We start from the raw sequence: 15,212 nt of genomic DNA, 5'->3' as shown, positions 1-15,212 counted from the left end.
GTGCTGGACAACGCGCTCGGCGTCGTAGCGCTCTCGGGGAGCGGCATCACCGCGGGCGTGCTGCTCGCCGTGGCCGTCAGCGTCGTGCCCACGCTGCGGGCGGTGCCCCCGCCCCTGTACGTGCGCATCCACCAGCTGCTCGGCCGCAACTGGGACCCCACCATGCCGGTGATCGTGCTGACCTCCGCGCTGACCAGCCTCGTCCTCGCGGTGATCGCGGACGGCGGGGCGGCGCGGGTGCTGTTCCTCACCGGCGCGGTGCTGCTGGTCGCGGTCTCGGGCGTGTCCCACCTGCTGAACGTCCCGCTGAACCGCCAGGTCAAGAGCCTGGACCCGGACGCGCCGCTGCCCGCGGACTGGCGGGACCCGCGCGCCGAGTGGCGCCGCTGGCACCTGCTGCGCACCGTCCTGGCGATCGCGGCGGTGCTGGTGAACGCGACCGCCGCGGTGATCTGAGGAGTGAACGTGAACGTAGGACTGCGAGACCGGCGGGTCCTGGTGACCGGCGGCACCCGCGGGGTCGGCCGCGAGGTCGCCCTCGCGGTGGCGCGGGCGGGCGGCCGCGTCGCCGCCGGCTACCACCGGGACGAGACCGCCGCGAAGGAGCTGGCGTCACAGCTGGACGCCGCCGGCGGCGGGCACCTCGTCGTGCGCGCCGACGCCGCCACCGAGGCCGGCGCGGAGCTGCTGGCCGCCCGGTGCGGGGAGGCGTTCGGCGGCCTGGACGTGCTCGTCAACAACCTCGGCGTGGACGCCTCCGCCGAGCTGGCGGAACTCGGGCACGACGAGTGGACGCGGGTGCTCGACGCCAACCTCACCTCGATGTACCTCGTCACCCGGGCCGCGCTGGGGCTGCTCGCCGACGGCGCGTCGATCGTCAACGTCGGCAGCTCGCTCGCGCAGCGCGGCGCCCCCGGCCGGGCGCACTACGCCGCGTCCAAGGCGGGCGTGCTCGGGCTGGCCGGCTCGCTGAGCAAGGAGCTCGGGCCGCGCGGCATCCGCGTCAACACGGTGCTGCCCGGCTTCGTCGACAAGCGGGACGGCGGCGGCCCGCCGCCCCCCGTCCGGGAGCGGCTCGCGGGGATGACCGCGCTGCGCCGGCTGGCCCGGCCCGAGGACGTCGCCGGCGCCGTGCTGTTCCTCGCGGGCGACCTGTCCAGGGCGGTGACCGGGGCGGCCGTCCCCGTCGACTGCGGCATCTGACCACACCCGACCTGACCATGCCGGACAAGGAGATCTCATGAGCGACGACGGCGGCGGGCGGACCCTCGGCTTCCTCGGCCTGGGCGTGATGGGCGCGGGCATGGCCGCGCGCCTGGTCGAGGCGGGCTACGAGGTCCGCGTCTACAACCGGACGGCGGCCAAGGCCGCGCCGGTGGTCGAGGCGGGGGCGCGGGCGGCGGAGACCGCCGCCGAAGCCGTGGACGGGGCCGATGTCGTGGTCGTGAGCCTCGCCGACGAGCCCGCCGTCGAGAAGGTGCTGTTCGGCGACGCCGCGGCGCGGCTCGCCGCGGGCGCCCTCGTCGTCGACACCTCCACGGTCTCGCCGGACTTCGCCCGCGACGCCGGGCGCCGGCTGGCCGCCCTCGGCGCCCGCCGGGTCGAGGCGTGCGTCTTCGGCAACCCGATGCAGGCCCGGTCCGGGGAGCTGCGCGTGCTGACCGCCGGGGACCCGGCGGACGTGGACGCGGCGCGCGGAGTCCTGGAGGCCGTCGGCAAGGACGTCCGGCACTTCGGGCCGCCCGGCTCGGCCGCCGTGATGAAGCTCGTCCTCAACATGCTCATCGGGACGGAGATCGCCGCCCTCGCCGAGGCCGCCGAGCTGGGCCGCAGCGCCGGCCTGGACCGCGACGCCGTCCTGGACTGCGTGGCCTCCAGCGGGGTCGCGTCCATGGTGATGGCGTTCCGCGCGGCGATCATGCGCGAGCGCCGGTACGAGCCCGCCGCCTTCCGCACCCGGCTGATGGCCAAGGACCTGCGGCACGCCGTCGACCTCGCCGCCGTCGCGGGCGGCGGGCTGCCGCTCGCCGAGCGGGCGCTGGAGATCGTGGCGCGGGCCGTCGAGCGCGGGGACGGCGACAAGGACCTGGCCGTGCTCGCCGAGCACGCGTCGCCGGGCACGCACACGACTCACGACAGGGGTGACGCATGACCGACACCACCACCGCGGTGCCGCCGCGGGACGGAGCCGACGGCAACGAGCACGACGACCGCGCCGCGTTCGAGGCGCTGGCCGCGCTGCCCGCCCGGCACCGGCTGATGATCCTGACGATGGGCCGGGTCGTCGCGCCGGTCGTCTGGGCGCTCACCGAGCTGGGCGTCCCGGACCGGCTCGCGGACGGCCCGCTGCCGGTCGGCGAGCTGGCCCGGGGCACCGGCACGCACGAGCCGACGCTGCTGCGGCTGCTGCGGGCCGCGGCGTCCTTCGGGGTGTTCGCGGAGGAGCCCGAGGGCCGGTTCCGGCTGACCGCGATGTCGCAGTTCCTGCGCGCCGACGCCGAGCAGAGCGTCCGCGACCTGGTGCTGATGAACGGGACCGAGCTGTTCTGGCGCCCCTACGAGGCGATCCTGCACTCCGCGCGGACCGGCCTGCCGGCGTTCGACCACGTCTTCGGGACGTCCCTGTTCGCCCACCTGGACGAGCGACCGGACCTCGCGGGCGTCTTCCACCGGGCGATGACGGCGGCCAGCCGGCGCGGCTCGGCCGCGGTCGCCGCGGTCATCGACCTGCCGCCCGGGTCCCGGGTGGCCGACGTCGGCGGCGGCCAGGGGTACCTGCTGGCCGAGGTGCTGCGCCGCCACCCCGGCTGCCGGGGGCTGCTCTTCGACCGCCCGGCGGCGATCGAGGACGCCGGCCCGTTCCTGGCGAGCCGGGGCGTCGCCGACCGCACCGAACGCGTCGCCGGCGACTTCTTCGCCGAGATCCCCGCCGGCTGCGACGCCTACCTGCTCAAGCACGTCCTGCACGACTGGGACGACGACGCCGCCGTCCGCATCCTGCGCAACGTGCGCCGGGCCGCCGGCGACGGCGGCCGGGTGCACGTGATCGAGATGGTCACCGGCGAGCTGAACACGCTGGACGTCGTGCGGCTGCTGGACATCGACATGCTCGTCTCCGCCGGCGGCCGCGAGCGGTCGGTCGGGGAGTACCGGCGGCTCGCCGCCGCGGCGGGCCTGCGCCTCACCGGGCGGCGCGCCGCCGCCGGCACCACCGTGCTGGAGTTCCGCCCTGACGTCGGCGTCGGCGCCGGCGCGGACGTCAGCGCGGGCTGAGCACCCGCTCCCGCCGCCCCCGCTCGCCGAGCGCCTCCATCGTCGCGACGAGGGCGGCGGGCGCGGGGAGCGCGGCCACCTCGTCCCTGATCTCGCGCGCCGCCGCGGCGTAGCCGGCGTCCTCCAGCAGGGCGCCGGCCTCCGCGCGGATGCGGTCGACCGTGGTCTCGGCCAGCGGCAGCGACCGTCCCGCCCCGCTCGCGGCGACCTGCCGGGCGTTGACCGGCTCGTCGGCGAACGAGGGCACCACCAGCTGCGGCACCCCGAGCACCGCGGCGGTGATCGTGGTGCCGGCGCCGCCCTGGTGCACGATCGCGTCGCAGGCGGGCAGCGACAGGGTGAGCGGCACCGACTCCAGCACCGGGGTGCCGGCCGGCAGCTCGCCGATCAGGTGCCGGTGGCCCGCGCCGATCGCGACGAGGATGTCGACGTCCAGGTCGCAGAGCGCCTCCACCGCGGACCGCACCGGGTCCAGGTGGCCGGTCTGCTTGACGAACGTCGTCCCCCACGTGACGCACACGCGCGGCTTCTCGCGCGGGCCGGCGGGCAGGTCCGGGACGATGCCGGAGCCGTTGAACGGGACGTACCGCATCATCGTGCGGTTGGGCGCCTCGGCCAGCTGCAGGCGCGGCGGGCACACGTCGAGCGTGACGGCGCCCAGGTGGTCGGCGTCCGGCACGCCGTACCGGTCCAGCAGCGGGAGCAGCGCCGGCGACTCCACGTCCCACCGCTCGCAGGTGTAGTCGGTGCCCCACAGGTGGCGCACCAGCGGCAGGCCGAGGACCTCCGCCGCGACCAGCCCGGCGTAGCCGCGCGGCTCGTACACGATGACGTCGGGCTGCCAGCGCCGCGCGAACGCGATGACGTCGTCGGCCATCGCCTCGGCGACGGCCGCGAACATCCGCATCCCGCGGGCGGCCCGCGCCTCCTCGCTGTTCCGCCAGCCCGGGTCGGTCTCGCCCTCCCGGTACCAGACCGCGCCGAGGTCGACGTCGGCGCCGGCCTTCACCGCGGGCAGCCCGGTGCCCCGGATCGCCTGCAGGTAGGAGGGCTGGGAGGCGACGGCGACGTCGTGGCCCGCGGCGCGCAGCGCCCAGGCCAGCGGGACCATCGGGAAGAAGTGGGAGGGGGCGGGAAAGGTGGTGAAGAGAACGCGCATGGCGGATTCCTCGCTCTCGGCGGGAGGGGCACCGCGGCGCCGCGCGCCGCGGGCGTGCGGGGTCAGGAGCCGACGTGGAACAGTCCGGCGAGCGCGCCCGCGACCAGGTCGCCCGCGTCGGCGGTGGGACGGGCGGGGCTGCGCCAGGCGACGAACCCGTCGGGGCGGACGAGGACGGCCCCGTTCGGGGGCATCCCGTGGCCGGCCTCCCACACGTCGTCGGGGTCGTGCAGGCCGTCGCCGAACCGGTGGACGTCCAGCGGCACGCCGAGCCGGTCCGCCGCCGCGTGCGCTCCCGCGGACCAGCGGCCGCCCTCGGGCCCGGCGACGAGCACCGGGCGGTCGCGGTAGAGGTCGAGGGTGGAGATCCGCCGGCGGTCCCGCTCGATCCAGGCGTGCGGGGCGCGGGTGCCGACCTGCGCGGCCAGCTCCTCGGGCGGGAACGCCTCCGGGCCCTCCCCGCCGGCCACGCCGCCGGCCGCGTCGCCGCCGGCCCCGTACCGGTAGCCGAAGACGGCCGCGTAGTAGGGGGCGGCGGCCTCGTCGGTGCCGAGCACGTTCCGCCCGGTCCGGTCCCGCATCTGCAGCAGGGCCTGGCGCATCGTGAAGGCGGCCACGGGCCGGCGCTCGGCCTCGTAGCCGTCCAGGATCCCGGCGCCGGCGTGCCCGGCCAGCACGGCGGCGAGCTTCCAGGCCAGGTTGTGGACGTCCTGGATGCCCGTGCCGGAGCCGAGCGCCCCGACCGGCGGCATCGTGTGCGCGGCGTCACCGGCCAGGAAGATCCGGCCCGCGCGGAACCGCTCGGCGACGACGGCGGCGATCCGGTAGCGCAGCAGGCGGGTGCCGTCCCGCATCTGCGGGACGATCCGCGGCTCCAGCGCCGGGTCGCCCACCGCCTTGCGGATCATGTCGGCGGCCTCGGCCACGTCCATCCGGCCGACCGGGACGCTGAACACCCACCGGTCGGCGCCGTCGTGCGGGACGATCACCGTGCCGGGCACCGGCCGGTCCACGTGGCACACCGCGATGCGGCGGTCGCCGACGTGCCGCGACAGGTCCGCCTCGAACGCGAGGGTGACGGTGTCGCCGAGCAGGCCGGGCCCCTCGCCCGGGATGCCGAGCCGCTCGCGCACCGGGCTGTCCGCGCCGTCCGCGGCGATCAGGTACCGGGCGGCGATGGTGCGCTCGGCGCCGGTGTCACGGTCCGCGACGACCGCGCGGACGCCGTCCGCGTCCTGCTCGAACGACGTCAGTTCGGCGCCGAAGCACAGCCGGGCGCCGAGCGCGGCGGCGTGCTTGCGCAGCAGCGCCTCCAGCCGGTCCTGGTCGACCGGGACCCACGGGCACGGGCTGAACCCGGCCGGGTCCTCGGCGGGCTCGCCGCCCAGCCGGCCGCGCTCGGGGCCGGCGAGCGTCTCCGCCATGATCATCAGTTCGCCGGTGTTGACGTTGCGCCGGTCCAGCACGTCCTCGGCGAGGCCCGCCTGCCGGAACAGCTCCTGGGTCCGCGGGTTGACGGTGCGGGCCCGGGGATGCACCAGGATCCCGCGGTGCCGCTCCACCACGGTGACGGGGACGCCGAGCCGGCGCAGGAACACCGCGGCGGACAGGCCGGTCAGCCCGCCGCCGACGACCAGCACGGGCACGGTCTCGTCAGCGGACACGGCATCCCCCGTGGCACGTCACGTCGCGGACGTACACGTCCTGCGGATCGCCCGCCCGTTCCCCGCTCATCACGAACGCCGACACGAACCCGTGCCGGGTGTGCGCCAGGCCCGTGTAGGAGCCGAGGTACGGGCCGCCGAACCAGCGGAAGGCCGCGTCCAGGTCGAACGGCCCGCCGAGGCGCCGCTCCCGGAAGCCCTTGCCGCGAAGGCAGGCCCGCCCGTGGCAGGTCGCGATCCAGTGGGTGGCGGACGTGCCCGCCGCGGCCGTGTCGTCGCGCAGGTCGTAGTAGGTGATGGCGAGGGTGCCGTCCGGGGCGGCGTCGATCTGCGGGGTGAACGCCTGCCCGCTGCCGCCGGGCGGCGAGTCGGGCGTCCCGTTCACCCGCCGCGGCGTCGTCCACGTCCGCCCGCCGTCGGAGGAGGAGGTCAGCGCGACCGCGCTGCGGCTCTCGCCGAGCCGCGCGTCGTTCCACACCATCGACACGCGGCCCCGGGCGTCCACGGCCACGTCCGGGACGAGCGACGCGCCGACGATCGGCGTGGCCGTCCCCGGCAGCACCGGGACGCCCAGCTCGGTCGCCGCGATCGTCGCCGGCGCCGACCAGGTCGTGCCGCCGTCGGTGGAGCGCATGACGCGCAGCAGCTCGGGCCCGTCCGCGGCGGCGCGGGCGGAGGCGGCGGCCCCGCCGGGCGCGAACGGCCCCTGGTGGAACAGGTCGAGCAGGGTGCCGTCGGGCAGCACGACGATCTGGTTGCCGATCGTGCCGTCGCCGACGGGCGGGCGGTAGATCGAGCGGGCGGGCTCCCACGTCCGGCCGCCGTCGGTGGTGCGGCTGAACAGCAGGTCGTGCGTCTGGTCGGTCGTGTTGTGCCGGTTCCACACCACGTACGCGCGGTGCGGGCGGCGGGGGTCGGCGGTGAGCGCCGGCTTGTCGTGGAAGTACCCCGACATCGGGTCGGCGGCGACCTCCACCGGCGCGCTCCAGCTCCGCCCGCCGTCGTCGGAGGTGAGGACGGCGACGCCGGTCGTCAGCGGGGCGATCCCGGCGACCATCGCGGTCGCGTAGAGCCGCCCGTCCGGCCCGAACGTCAGCCACGGGTTGGTGATCCGGCCGTACGGGCCGCCCGAGCACAGCGTGAGCGGCGGCGTCACCTGCCGCCAGGACCGGCCGCCGTCGGCGGTCACCGCGGTCACCATGCCGCGCGCGCTGCCGTACGCCCACCGGTCCTGCTGCCAGCCGACGACGCGGCGGCGCGGGTTCGCCGGATCGATCGCCAGCGTCGGCTCGGCCTCGACGTCCAGTGTGTAGGCGTCGCCGGGGAACTCGTCCGTGGTGCACGCGGCGAAGGGGCTGGCCCCGGAGACCCGCGCGGGCGGCGCCGGGGCGGCCGCCGACGCCGGGGCCGCGACCGCCGGCGCGCCCAGCAGCGGCGCCGCGAGGGCCGCGGCGAAGAGGGATCGGGATCTGTGTCGCAGCATCGAAGACCTCGCGTCGTCGTGACCGGCAGGGCTCTCGGGAACGGCGCCGTCCGCCGGCGGAAGGCCAGGCCGACGGTAGGGGTCCCGGCTGGAAGATCACTCGAAGCCGCGGCGGCGCCGGGCGCGGCGGGCCCGCGCCGATTCGAGCGCGCGACGACCCGCCCGTCCCACAATCCGTCCCATGAGCGGCCTGATGGAGACCGAGGTGCTGATCGTGGGGGCCGGGCCGGTGGGCCTGACCGTGGCGGTGGAGCTGACCCGGCGCGGTGTGCCCTGCCGCGTGGTGGAGGAGCGCACCGCCCCGCGCGAGAGCACCCGCGGCTGCACCGTCTACCAGCGCACCCTGGAGGTCTTCGACGCCATGGGCCTGCCCGTGGACGACTACGCCGCCGAGGGGGCGCGGATGGCGCGCCGCGTCTACCACCTCTTCGGCGAGCGGATCGGCACGGTCGACATGGCCGAACCGTGCAGCGAACGCCCGTATCCGCTGGTCGTCGGGCAGAACGTCACCGAGCGGTACCTGGAGCGGCGGCTCGCGGACCTGGGCGTGCCGGTGCAGCGCGGCCTGTCCGCCGGCGCGGTGACGCAGGAGAAGGACGGCGTCACCGTGGCCCTGCACCACGCGGGCGGACGCCGGTCGGCCATGCGGGCGGCCTGGCTGGTCGCCGCGCAGGGCGCGGCCGGCGGCGTCCGCGACTCGATCGGCGTGGCGTGGCGCGAGTGGCGCCGGTTCACCGGCCTGCGGATGCTGCAGATCGACGCGCGGGTGCGGCTGCCGTTCGCGCTCGCGCCGGACGAGGCCCACCTGTTCTTCGGCGCGGGCGGGCACGTGGGCTGCGTGCCGCTGCCGGACGGCCGGCACCGGGTCTTCGTCGTCCGGCAGGGCGCCGAGGACGCCGGGCGGCGGGGCGACCCGAGCCCGGAGGAGATCGCGGCGGCGATGGCGCCGCTGTGCGGCGTCGCCGAGGTCGGCCTGGACGACGGCCGGTTCGCCTGGCGGGTGCGGCTGCAGAACCGGTTCGCCGACCGGATGCGCGCCGGGCGGGTGCTGCTGGCCGGCGACTCGGCGCGGGTGTTCGCGCCGGTCCACGCGCAGGGCATGAACACCGGCGTCCAGGACGCCTTCAACCTGGGCTGGAAGCTGGCCGCGGTCGCCGGGGAGGGCGCCCCGGAGTCGCTGCTGGACACCTACGAGGCCGAGCGGCGCCCCGTCGCCGAGGAGCTGCTCGGCCGCACCGAGCGGTCGCTGGACTTCGGCGTCCAGCAGGCGCCCGACCGCGACGAGCTGCTCGCCGCGATCGCGGTGAACCGGCCGAAGCGCACCCAGCTCGCCATCGACTATCCGGACTCCCCGCTCACCCGCGACCTGCTCGGCGACGCGCCGGGGCCGCGCGCCGGCCGGCGGGCGCCCGGCCGGTGGGAGGGGCACTGGACGCTGCTCGTGCTGCCCGGCCCCCGCCCCGACCGGCGGGCGATCGGCCGGCTCATGACCGGCCTGGACCCGCGCGTGGAGGTCATCGTCGACGTCGACGGCGAGGCGTCGGCCGCGCTGAACGCCGGGCCGGACGCCGCCGGCGTCCACCTGATCCGGCCCGACGGCCACATCGGCCTGCGCGGCGGCCTGGAGCACGCCCCGCAGGTCGCCGCCTACCTCGACTCCGTCCTCGGTCCCGTCCCGCCCCGAACCCGATCCACGGCCTAGGAGATCGCATGCCGGCCTTGAGAGCCCTGAACGTCCTGACCGCGGCCCTCGCCGTCGCGCTGCCGCCGCTGGCGTCGGCCGCGCCCGCCGCCGCGGCTGCCCCGTCCCGCCCGCGGATCGTCCCGGTCGAGGTGACCGGCGACGGGTTCTGCGCGCCGGGCCCGAACACCCGCCCGCCGGGCCCGCTCACCTTCCGGGTGAGCACCCCCGACGCGGCGGGGCACTGGTGGGCGCTGATGCGGCTGCGCGGCGCGGCGACCATGGACCAGGTCCGCCAGGAGTTCGCCGACAGCTACTCCCCGGACCCGGCCGTGTCGCTGCCCGCGCTGCGCGCCGTCTACCGCGACGTCGACTTCCGCGGCGGCGCCTCTGTCACCCCGGGCGCGCCGGTGTCGGTCACCTCCGTGTTCGAGCCCGGCACGTACTACATGTCGGACACGGCGCTGGAGGGCGCGACCGACGGCTGCGGCACCGGCCGCACCCACCTGCAGCGCTTCCGCGTCGCCGGGCCCGCGTGGCCGGCGCGTCCCGCGCCGTCCGTGCGGCAGCCCAGGCGCCGCACCGTGATCGAGGCGCGGACGACCGCCGGCGGCGGGCAGCGCTTCACCATGCCCCGGTCGTGGCCGTCGCACGCCTCCGTCGTGGTGCGCAACCGGGCCGAGCAGCCGCACGAGGTGATCATCGTCGCCGTGGCGCCGGGCACCGTGGACGCGGACGTCACCCGCTATTTCGACGCCCTGGAGAATGGCGAAACCGGCGCGCCGAACCCGTTCGGGGCGACCATCGGCGGCATGCTCGCCATTTCTCCCGGCCGGGTCGCGTCATTCCGCATCGACCTGCGCCCCGGGCGCTACTGCGTCCTGTCGTTCGTGCGCAATCCCCGGACCGGGGTGAAAAGCGCGTTCGAAGGGATGTTCACGACCGTTACGGTCCGCTGACGAACGCGTCCGCGGCCGGTCGAGTACGGCTCGAGCGGCCGCATGGACGATCGACCAGGCCATTTCCGAAACGCAGCCGAAAGGTGGCTCCATGTCCCTCGATCACGCCTCCGAACAGGTACAGCGGCTCAGCCGGATCGTCTTCCGCCCGTGGGAGCCGCAGATCATCTGCGCGTTCGTGCGATTCGAAATGGCCGACCGCCTGGACAAGGGCGGAAGAACGGTCGCCGACCTCGCCGGCGAACTCGGCGCGCACCAGGACTCGCTCGGCCGGTTCCTGCGTTCCTGCGTCGTCCTGGAACTGCTGGAGACCGCCGACGGCGACACGTTCGCCATCACCGAACTCGGCCGGCTGCTGTGCTCGCCCGAGGCCGGAATGCGCAACATCGTGATGATGAATTTCACCCCCGGCATCTGGAACCGGGCCGGCCGGCTGCACGAGACCGTCATGACCGGGAAGACCGTCCCGGACGAGGCGGGCGAGGACCTCTACGACTACTACCGGCACAACCCGGTCGAGCGCGCCTGGCACGCCGCCGCGATGGCCGACCTCGCGGGCGACGCCGGCGCCGCGATCGCCGAGCACCACGACCTCGGCGGGGTGTCCACGGTCGTGGACGTCGGCGGCAGCCTCGGCGTGCTGCTGTCGCGGCTGCTCGCCGGGGCGCCGGGCGTCACCGGCACGGTGTTCGACCTGCCCGGCATCGTGGAGAGCGGCCGCGAGTGGGCCGCGAGCACGCCGGTCGCCGACCGGCTGTCGTTCGTCGGCGGCAGCTTCTTCGAGGACGTCCCGCCCGCCGCCGACCTCTACCTGCTCAAGCAGGTGCTCTGCGACTGGGGCGACGAGGACTCGGCGCGGATCCTCGACTCCATCCACCGCGGCGCCCCGTCCGGCAGCCGGCTGGTGGTGATCGAGTGGATGCGCCCGGACGGGAACGAGCCGTCGGAGTACGACAGCATGAGCCTCGGCCTCCAGACCGTCACCGGCGGCCGGGTCCGGACCGAGCGCGAGTTCGTCGGGCTGCTGGAGGGCGCCGGGTTCAAGTTCGAGTCGACCGCCACGGTGCCGAGCACGCTGCTGCCGCGGCCCTGGCACCTGATCCAGGCGATCCGCCCGTAACGCCCCGCGCCGCCCGGAACGCCCGCGCCGCCCGGAACGCCCGCGCGGCCGTAACGCCCCGCCGCCCGGAGCGCCGGCAATTCCGGCACGGTCGCGACTTGACCGGAGCCGGTGCCGCCAGTTCCATGGGGAGTGAACGCGGAATTCTCTCCGAGATTTCCGGAATCGCGGGACGAAAACCAAGGAGAACCCTTCGATGTCCGATCCGAAACCGTCGTGGTCCGCCTCCGGAGTCGTGGACGCCCCGCCCAAGGAGGTGTGGAAGGCGCTCGTGCGCTCGCTCAAGGAGTCCGGCATGGGCGAGGTGACGGTGAACGAGGCGGAACGGCGCGTTTCCCTGCAGGGCGACTGGTGGTACCGGGGCGAGCACATCGTCAAGGACCACGACGGCGGCAGCCTGATCCAGTACCACGTCTACAACATCGCCTCCGGGGCGACGCGCTGGATGGTGCCGATGTTCGCGCCGTCCAAGGACAAACTGCGAGACGGCTTCCAGGAACTGCTCCGCGGTCTCGGGAAGAGCCTGCGTGCCGGGGCGCGCTACCGCGGTAAATAGCGGAAGCGCAATTATCGACGGGCGAAATAGCGGGCCGCGCGATATCTGGCGCCAGCCAATTTCCGGGGCGGCCCGGGAACGGGTGATTCTCGACCTCCCCTTGAGCGAGCGGCCAGCGCCGCCGTCCACGATGGCGGCGTTCCACTCGACAGCGGGGAGGTCGGCCCATGAAGGCGCTCGTGCTGTGCGGCGGACATGGGACGCGGCTGCGTCCCATCACGCACACCTCGGCCAAGCAGCTCGTTCCCATCGCCAACAAGCCCGTTCTGTTCTACGGCCTGGAGGCCCTGCGCGCCGCCGGCATCGAGGACGTCGGCGTCGTCGTCGGCGACACCGCCGAGGAGGTGTGCCGCGCGGTCGGCGACGGCTCCCGGTTCGGCCTGCGGGTCACCTACATCCGGCAGGAGGCGCCGCTCGGCCTCGCGCACGCCGTGCTCATCGCCCGGGACTACCTCGGCGACGACGACTTCGTCCTCTACCTCGGCGACAACTTCCTGCTCGACGGGCTGACCGGCGTCATCGAGGGGTTCCGCCGCGACCGGCCGGACGCGCGGCTGCTGCTCACCCCGGTCGCCGACCCCGGCTCCTTCGGCGTGGCGGAGCTGGACGCCGACGGCCGGCTGCTCGCCGTCGAGGAGAAGCCGGAGCGGCCGCGCAGCGACCTCGCCATCATGGGCGTGTACCTGTTCACGCCCCTCGTGCACGAGGCGGTCCGCTCGATCAAGCCGGACCCGCGCGGCGAACTGGAGATCACCACCGCGATCCGCTGGATGCTGGAGCGGGGGACGCGGGTGACGTCCCACATCGTCCACGGCTACTGGAAGGACACCGGGCGCGTCGAGGACATGCTGGAGTGCAACCGGCTCGTCCTGGAGTCCCTGGAGCCGCGGATCGACGGCGAGGTGGACGCGGCCACCGAGATCACCGGCCGGGTCGTCATCGAGGAGGGCGCGCGGGTGACCGGGTCGCGGCTGGTCGGCCCGCTGATAGTGGGGGCCGGGGCGGTCGTCCGCGGCAGCTACCTCGGCCCCTTCACCTCCATCGGCCCCGGCTGCGTGATCCGCGACACCGAGGTGGAGTTCTCCATCGTGATGGAGCGCTCGTCGGTGCTCGGCGTGCCGCGCATGCGCGACTCCCTCCTCGGCAAGGACGTCGTCATCACCCCCGTCGCCGACCAGCCCCGCGCGCACCGGTTCGTCGTGGGCGACCACAGCCGCGTCCGGCTCGGCTGACCCGGCCGCCCACCGCCGGTCCAGCGAGCCTCTAGCGGCCGCGTGTCCGATGGCGGCAGTTCCCTCTCTGCCTTGGAGGTCCACCATGCCGTACGCGGCGATCACCTACCGGGTCAAGCCGGGATGCGAGGACGAGCTGGCGGAGGTCTTCGCCGGCTTCCGGCGGGTCGACACCCCCGACATGCGCGACGAGAACGGGGAGGCGGTCGGCCGGCTGCTCGGCACCGCGGTGTTCGTGAAGGACGAGTTCATGGTCCGCGTCATCCACTACGAGGGCGACTTCATCGCCATCGCCCGGCACATGGCCGCCCAGCAGGGCGTCCACAACCTGGAGGAGAAGCTCGGCCCGTACCTGACGCACCGGCGGCCCGCCGGGAGCCCCGAGGAGTTCAAGGAGAACTTCCGCAACGCGATGATGCGCTGCATATCCCAGCTCTCCGTCGAAACGCACCCGGCCGGCAGTTGACGCGAGCGCTCGGTGAGGGGAGCCAGCGCATGGACATCCTGCCTGCGGCCGCCGGGCCGGTCGGCGCGCCCGCCGCGCCGCCGCCGGCGGACCCGGAGCCCGCGTCCGGGTTACGGTTCACGGTGCTCGGGCCGCTGGAGATCCACGACGGGCTGCGGATCCGCACGCCCCGCGCGCACAAGCTGCGGGTGCTGCTCGCGCTGCTCCTGGTGCGGTGCAACACCGTCGTGTCCACGGACACGCTGATCTCGGAGCTGTGGGGCGACCGCCCGCCGCGCACGGCGCTCAAGGCGCTGCGGGTGTACGTCTCGCAGCTGCGCCGGACGCTGGCGGTGCTGCCCCCGCACGACGAGCGTCCCGTCATCGTGACCCGCGACCCGGGCTACCGGCTGGAGATCGACGACGGGACGCTCGACCTCATCCGGTTCGAGCGGCTCTGCGAGCTCGGCCGGATGGCCGCCGACGAGGGCGACCTGGAGCGCGCGCTGCGGCACTACCGCGCGGCCACCGGGCTGTGGCGGGGCCCGGCGCTGGTCGACGTGCGCTCCTCGTCGGTGCTGGAGGGCGTGGCGCTGAGCCTGGAGGAGGCGCGGATCTCCGCGCTGGAGCGCCGCATCCGCCTGCAGATCCGGCTGGGCGGGCACATCGAGGTCATCGGCGACCTGCGCGCCCTGGCCGCCGAGCATCCGCTGCACGAGCGCGTCCACGCGCAGCTGATGGTGGCGCTGTACCTGGCCGGGCGCAGGGCCGACGCCCTGGCGGCGTTCCGCGCCCTGCGCGAGGCGTGCGTCAACGACCTCGGCGTCGAGCCCAGCCACGACCTGCAGGTGCTGCACCGGTCGATCCTGGAGTCCGACGCCGCGTCCCCCCGCCACTGGGAGGCGTGGATCGCCTAGCGGCCCGTTTTCCCCGGGCTGGCCGCTGCTTTATCCCCGGCTGAGACGCTCGACGCCGTGAGCCATTCAGGAGGTGACGACCATGGTCCGTGCCGTGCTCACCATGCTCGTGCGGGAGGGCTGCGAGGCCGCGTTCGAGGAGATCTGGAGGCGCGCGATGAGCGGCGTCCAGCCGCGCGGCAGTCTCGGCCAGGCGCTGACCTGCGACCCGCAGCTGCGCCGCAGGTACACCATCACCGGCGACTGGGAGAGCCGCGAGGCGCTGCGGGCGTTCGAGAGCAGCACCGAGCGCCGCACCATGTCCGCCGCGTTCGAGCCGCTCCGCGAGTCGGCCAGCAAGCAGGTCCTGGAGATCATCGCCCGCGTCTGACCGGGCGGCGCAGAGAGGAGACGTGACTGCCATGACGTTCCGCATCATGGTGCGTGCCACCCCCCGGAAAGAGGACCAGGAGAAGTTCGAGGCGGCCTACCGGCAGGTGACCGAGACCGTGCGCGGCACGCCCGGCCACCTGCACGACGAACTGCTGCGCGACACCGGGGACGGGCGGACCTACGTCCTGCTGGCCGAGTGGGAGAGCGAGCAGGCGTTCCGCGACTGGGAGGACCACCCCCGGCACCTGGAGATGGCCGCGCCGATGCTGCCGTACTGGGGCGACGACGGGGTCGAGCGGAGCATCTTCGAGGTGCGCGCCCGGCTCGACAGCGTGTGATCGCGGTGGCGGC

General features: G+C 75.1%; 16 protein-coding genes. 13 read left to right on the top strand and 3 right to left on the bottom strand.

What is annotated here, in order from left to right:
- Genes ABFX46_RS00440 through ABFX46_RS00425 form a run of 4 tightly spaced genes read left to right on the top strand, consistent with a single transcriptional unit; the run spans position 1 to position 3,273 of the window.
- The gene (locus ABFX46_RS00440; RefSeq protein WP_346039316.1) at positions 1 to 456 is read left to right on the top strand and encodes an anthrone oxygenase family protein; all 456 of its coding nucleotides are present in this window, start codon (positions 1 to 3) and stop codon (positions 454 to 456) included.
- Between the two features lie 9 nt (positions 457 to 465).
- A complete protein-coding gene (locus ABFX46_RS00435) occupies positions 466 to 1,203 on the top strand; it encodes an SDR family NAD(P)-dependent oxidoreductase (protein ID WP_346039315.1) in 738 nt (245 codons plus the stop codon).
- A 37-nt stretch (positions 1,204 to 1,240) separates the two neighbouring features.
- Entirely contained in the window at positions 1,241 to 2,152 is a 912-nt protein-coding gene (locus ABFX46_RS00430; protein ID WP_346039314.1) for an NAD(P)-dependent oxidoreductase, read from the top strand.
- Positions 2,149 to 3,273, top strand: coding sequence for a methyltransferase (locus ABFX46_RS00425; RefSeq protein WP_346039313.1), 1,125 nt, complete (start codon positions 2,149 to 2,151; stop codon positions 3,271 to 3,273). Before ABFX46_RS00430 ends, ABFX46_RS00425 begins: the two co-directional genes overlap by 4 nt.
- Here the strand turns inward: ABFX46_RS00425 and ABFX46_RS00420 are convergent.
- The 3 genes from ABFX46_RS00420 to ABFX46_RS00410 form a co-directional block, all read right to left on the bottom strand.
- Positions 3,260 to 4,432, bottom strand: coding sequence for a nucleotide disphospho-sugar-binding domain-containing protein (locus ABFX46_RS00420; RefSeq protein WP_346039312.1), 1,173 nt, complete (start codon positions 4,430 to 4,432; stop codon positions 3,260 to 3,262). The genes ABFX46_RS00425 and ABFX46_RS00420 overlap by 14 nt on opposite strands.
- A gap of 62 nt (positions 4,433 to 4,494) precedes the next feature.
- Positions 4,495 to 6,096 (bottom strand): FAD-dependent monooxygenase, encoded by a 1,602-nt coding sequence (locus ABFX46_RS00415; RefSeq protein ID WP_346039311.1) that lies wholly within the window; start codon positions 6,094 to 6,096, stop codon positions 4,495 to 4,497.
- A complete protein-coding gene (locus ABFX46_RS00410) occupies positions 6,086 to 7,579 on the bottom strand; it encodes a sialidase family protein (RefSeq protein ID WP_346039310.1) in 1,494 nt (497 codons plus the stop codon). The genes ABFX46_RS00415 and ABFX46_RS00410 overlap by 11 nt, the downstream gene beginning before the upstream one ends.
- A gap of 181 nt (positions 7,580 to 7,760) precedes the next feature.
- On the opposite strand from ABFX46_RS00410, the gene ABFX46_RS00405 reads away from it, so the two are divergent.
- The 9 genes from ABFX46_RS00405 (at position 7,761) to ABFX46_RS00365 (ending at position 15,199) form a co-directional block, all read left to right on the top strand.
- Positions 7,761 to 9,281: an FAD-dependent monooxygenase gene (locus tag ABFX46_RS00405; RefSeq protein ID WP_346039309.1), complete on the top strand. Its 1,521-nt coding sequence runs from the start codon at positions 7,761 to 7,763 to the stop codon at positions 9,279 to 9,281.
- Positions 9,282 to 9,289: 8 nt separating this feature from the next.
- Positions 9,290 to 10,219: a hypothetical protein gene (locus ABFX46_RS00400; protein ID WP_346039308.1), complete on the top strand. Its 930-nt coding sequence runs from the start codon at positions 9,290 to 9,292 to the stop codon at positions 10,217 to 10,219.
- Positions 10,220 to 10,310: 91 nt separating this feature from the next.
- Positions 10,311 to 11,339, top strand: coding sequence for a methyltransferase (locus ABFX46_RS00395; protein WP_346039307.1), 1,029 nt, complete (start codon positions 10,311 to 10,313; stop codon positions 11,337 to 11,339).
- Positions 11,340 to 11,535: 196 nt separating this feature from the next.
- A complete protein-coding gene (locus ABFX46_RS00390; protein WP_346039306.1) occupies positions 11,536 to 11,895 on the top strand; it encodes a hypothetical protein in 360 nt (119 codons plus the stop codon).
- A 167-nt stretch (positions 11,896 to 12,062) separates the two neighbouring features.
- On the top strand, positions 12,063 to 13,127 hold the full coding sequence (locus ABFX46_RS00385; protein ID WP_346039305.1) for a glucose-1-phosphate thymidylyltransferase: 1,065 nt from the start codon (positions 12,063 to 12,065) through the stop codon (positions 13,125 to 13,127).
- A gap of 85 nt (positions 13,128 to 13,212) precedes the next feature.
- Complete coding sequence (locus ABFX46_RS00380) at positions 13,213 to 13,593, top strand: SchA/CurD-like domain-containing protein (RefSeq protein WP_346039304.1); 381 nt, start codon at positions 13,213 to 13,215, stop codon at positions 13,591 to 13,593.
- Positions 13,594 to 13,622: 29 nt separating this feature from the next.
- Positions 13,623 to 14,489 (top strand): AfsR/SARP family transcriptional regulator, encoded by an 867-nt coding sequence (locus ABFX46_RS00375; RefSeq protein WP_346039303.1) that lies wholly within the window; start codon positions 13,623 to 13,625, stop codon positions 14,487 to 14,489.
- An 82-nt stretch (positions 14,490 to 14,571) separates the two neighbouring features.
- The gene (locus ABFX46_RS00370) at positions 14,572 to 14,859 is read left to right on the top strand and encodes an antibiotic biosynthesis monooxygenase family protein (protein ID WP_346039302.1); all 288 of its coding nucleotides are present in this window, start codon (positions 14,572 to 14,574) and stop codon (positions 14,857 to 14,859) included.
- A 31-nt stretch (positions 14,860 to 14,890) separates the two neighbouring features.
- Complete coding sequence (locus ABFX46_RS00365; RefSeq protein WP_346039301.1) at positions 14,891 to 15,199, top strand: antibiotic biosynthesis monooxygenase family protein; 309 nt, start codon at positions 14,891 to 14,893, stop codon at positions 15,197 to 15,199.
- Positions 15,200 to 15,212 lie beyond the last annotated feature (13 nt).

Source organism: Actinomadura chokoriensis, assembly GCF_039529475.1.
Lineage (GTDB): Bacteria > Actinomycetota > Actinomycetes > Streptosporangiales > Streptosporangiaceae > Spirillospora > Spirillospora bangladeshensis.
This window is presented reverse-complemented; position numbering and strand designations above follow the sequence as displayed.

Bases quoted from the DNA above. Each gene is read 5' to 3' on its own strand.
- ABFX46_RS00430 (WP_346039314.1), top strand. From the start codon at position 1,241: ATGAGCGACGACGGCGGCGGGCGGACCCTCGGCTTCCTCGGCCTGGGC.
- ABFX46_RS00425 (WP_346039313.1), top strand. From the start codon at position 2,149: ATGACCGACACCACCACCGCGGTGCCGCCGCGGGACGGAGCCGACGGC.
- ABFX46_RS00420 (WP_346039312.1), bottom strand. From the start codon at position 4,432: ATGCGCGTTCTCTTCACCACCTTTCCCGCCCCCTCCCACTTCTTCCCG.
- ABFX46_RS00410 (WP_346039310.1), bottom strand. From the start codon at position 7,579: ATGCTGCGACACAGATCCCGATCCCTCTTCGCCGCGGCCCTCGCGGCG.
- ABFX46_RS00405 (WP_346039309.1), top strand. From the start codon at position 7,761: ATGAGCGGCCTGATGGAGACCGAGGTGCTGATCGTGGGGGCCGGGCCG.
- ABFX46_RS00400 (WP_346039308.1), top strand. From the start codon at position 9,290: ATGCCGGCCTTGAGAGCCCTGAACGTCCTGACCGCGGCCCTCGCCGTC.
- ABFX46_RS00395 (WP_346039307.1), top strand. From the start codon at position 10,311: ATGTCCCTCGATCACGCCTCCGAACAGGTACAGCGGCTCAGCCGGATC.
- ABFX46_RS00390 (WP_346039306.1), top strand. From the start codon at position 11,536: ATGTCCGATCCGAAACCGTCGTGGTCCGCCTCCGGAGTCGTGGACGCC.
- ABFX46_RS00385 (WP_346039305.1), top strand. From the start codon at position 12,063: ATGAAGGCGCTCGTGCTGTGCGGCGGACATGGGACGCGGCTGCGTCCC.
- ABFX46_RS00380 (WP_346039304.1), top strand. From the start codon at position 13,213: ATGCCGTACGCGGCGATCACCTACCGGGTCAAGCCGGGATGCGAGGAC.
- ABFX46_RS00375 (WP_346039303.1), top strand. From the start codon at position 13,623: ATGGACATCCTGCCTGCGGCCGCCGGGCCGGTCGGCGCGCCCGCCGCG.
- ABFX46_RS00370 (WP_346039302.1), top strand. From the start codon at position 14,572: ATGGTCCGTGCCGTGCTCACCATGCTCGTGCGGGAGGGCTGCGAGGCC.
- ABFX46_RS00365 (WP_346039301.1), top strand. From the start codon at position 14,891: ATGACGTTCCGCATCATGGTGCGTGCCACCCCCCGGAAAGAGGACCAG.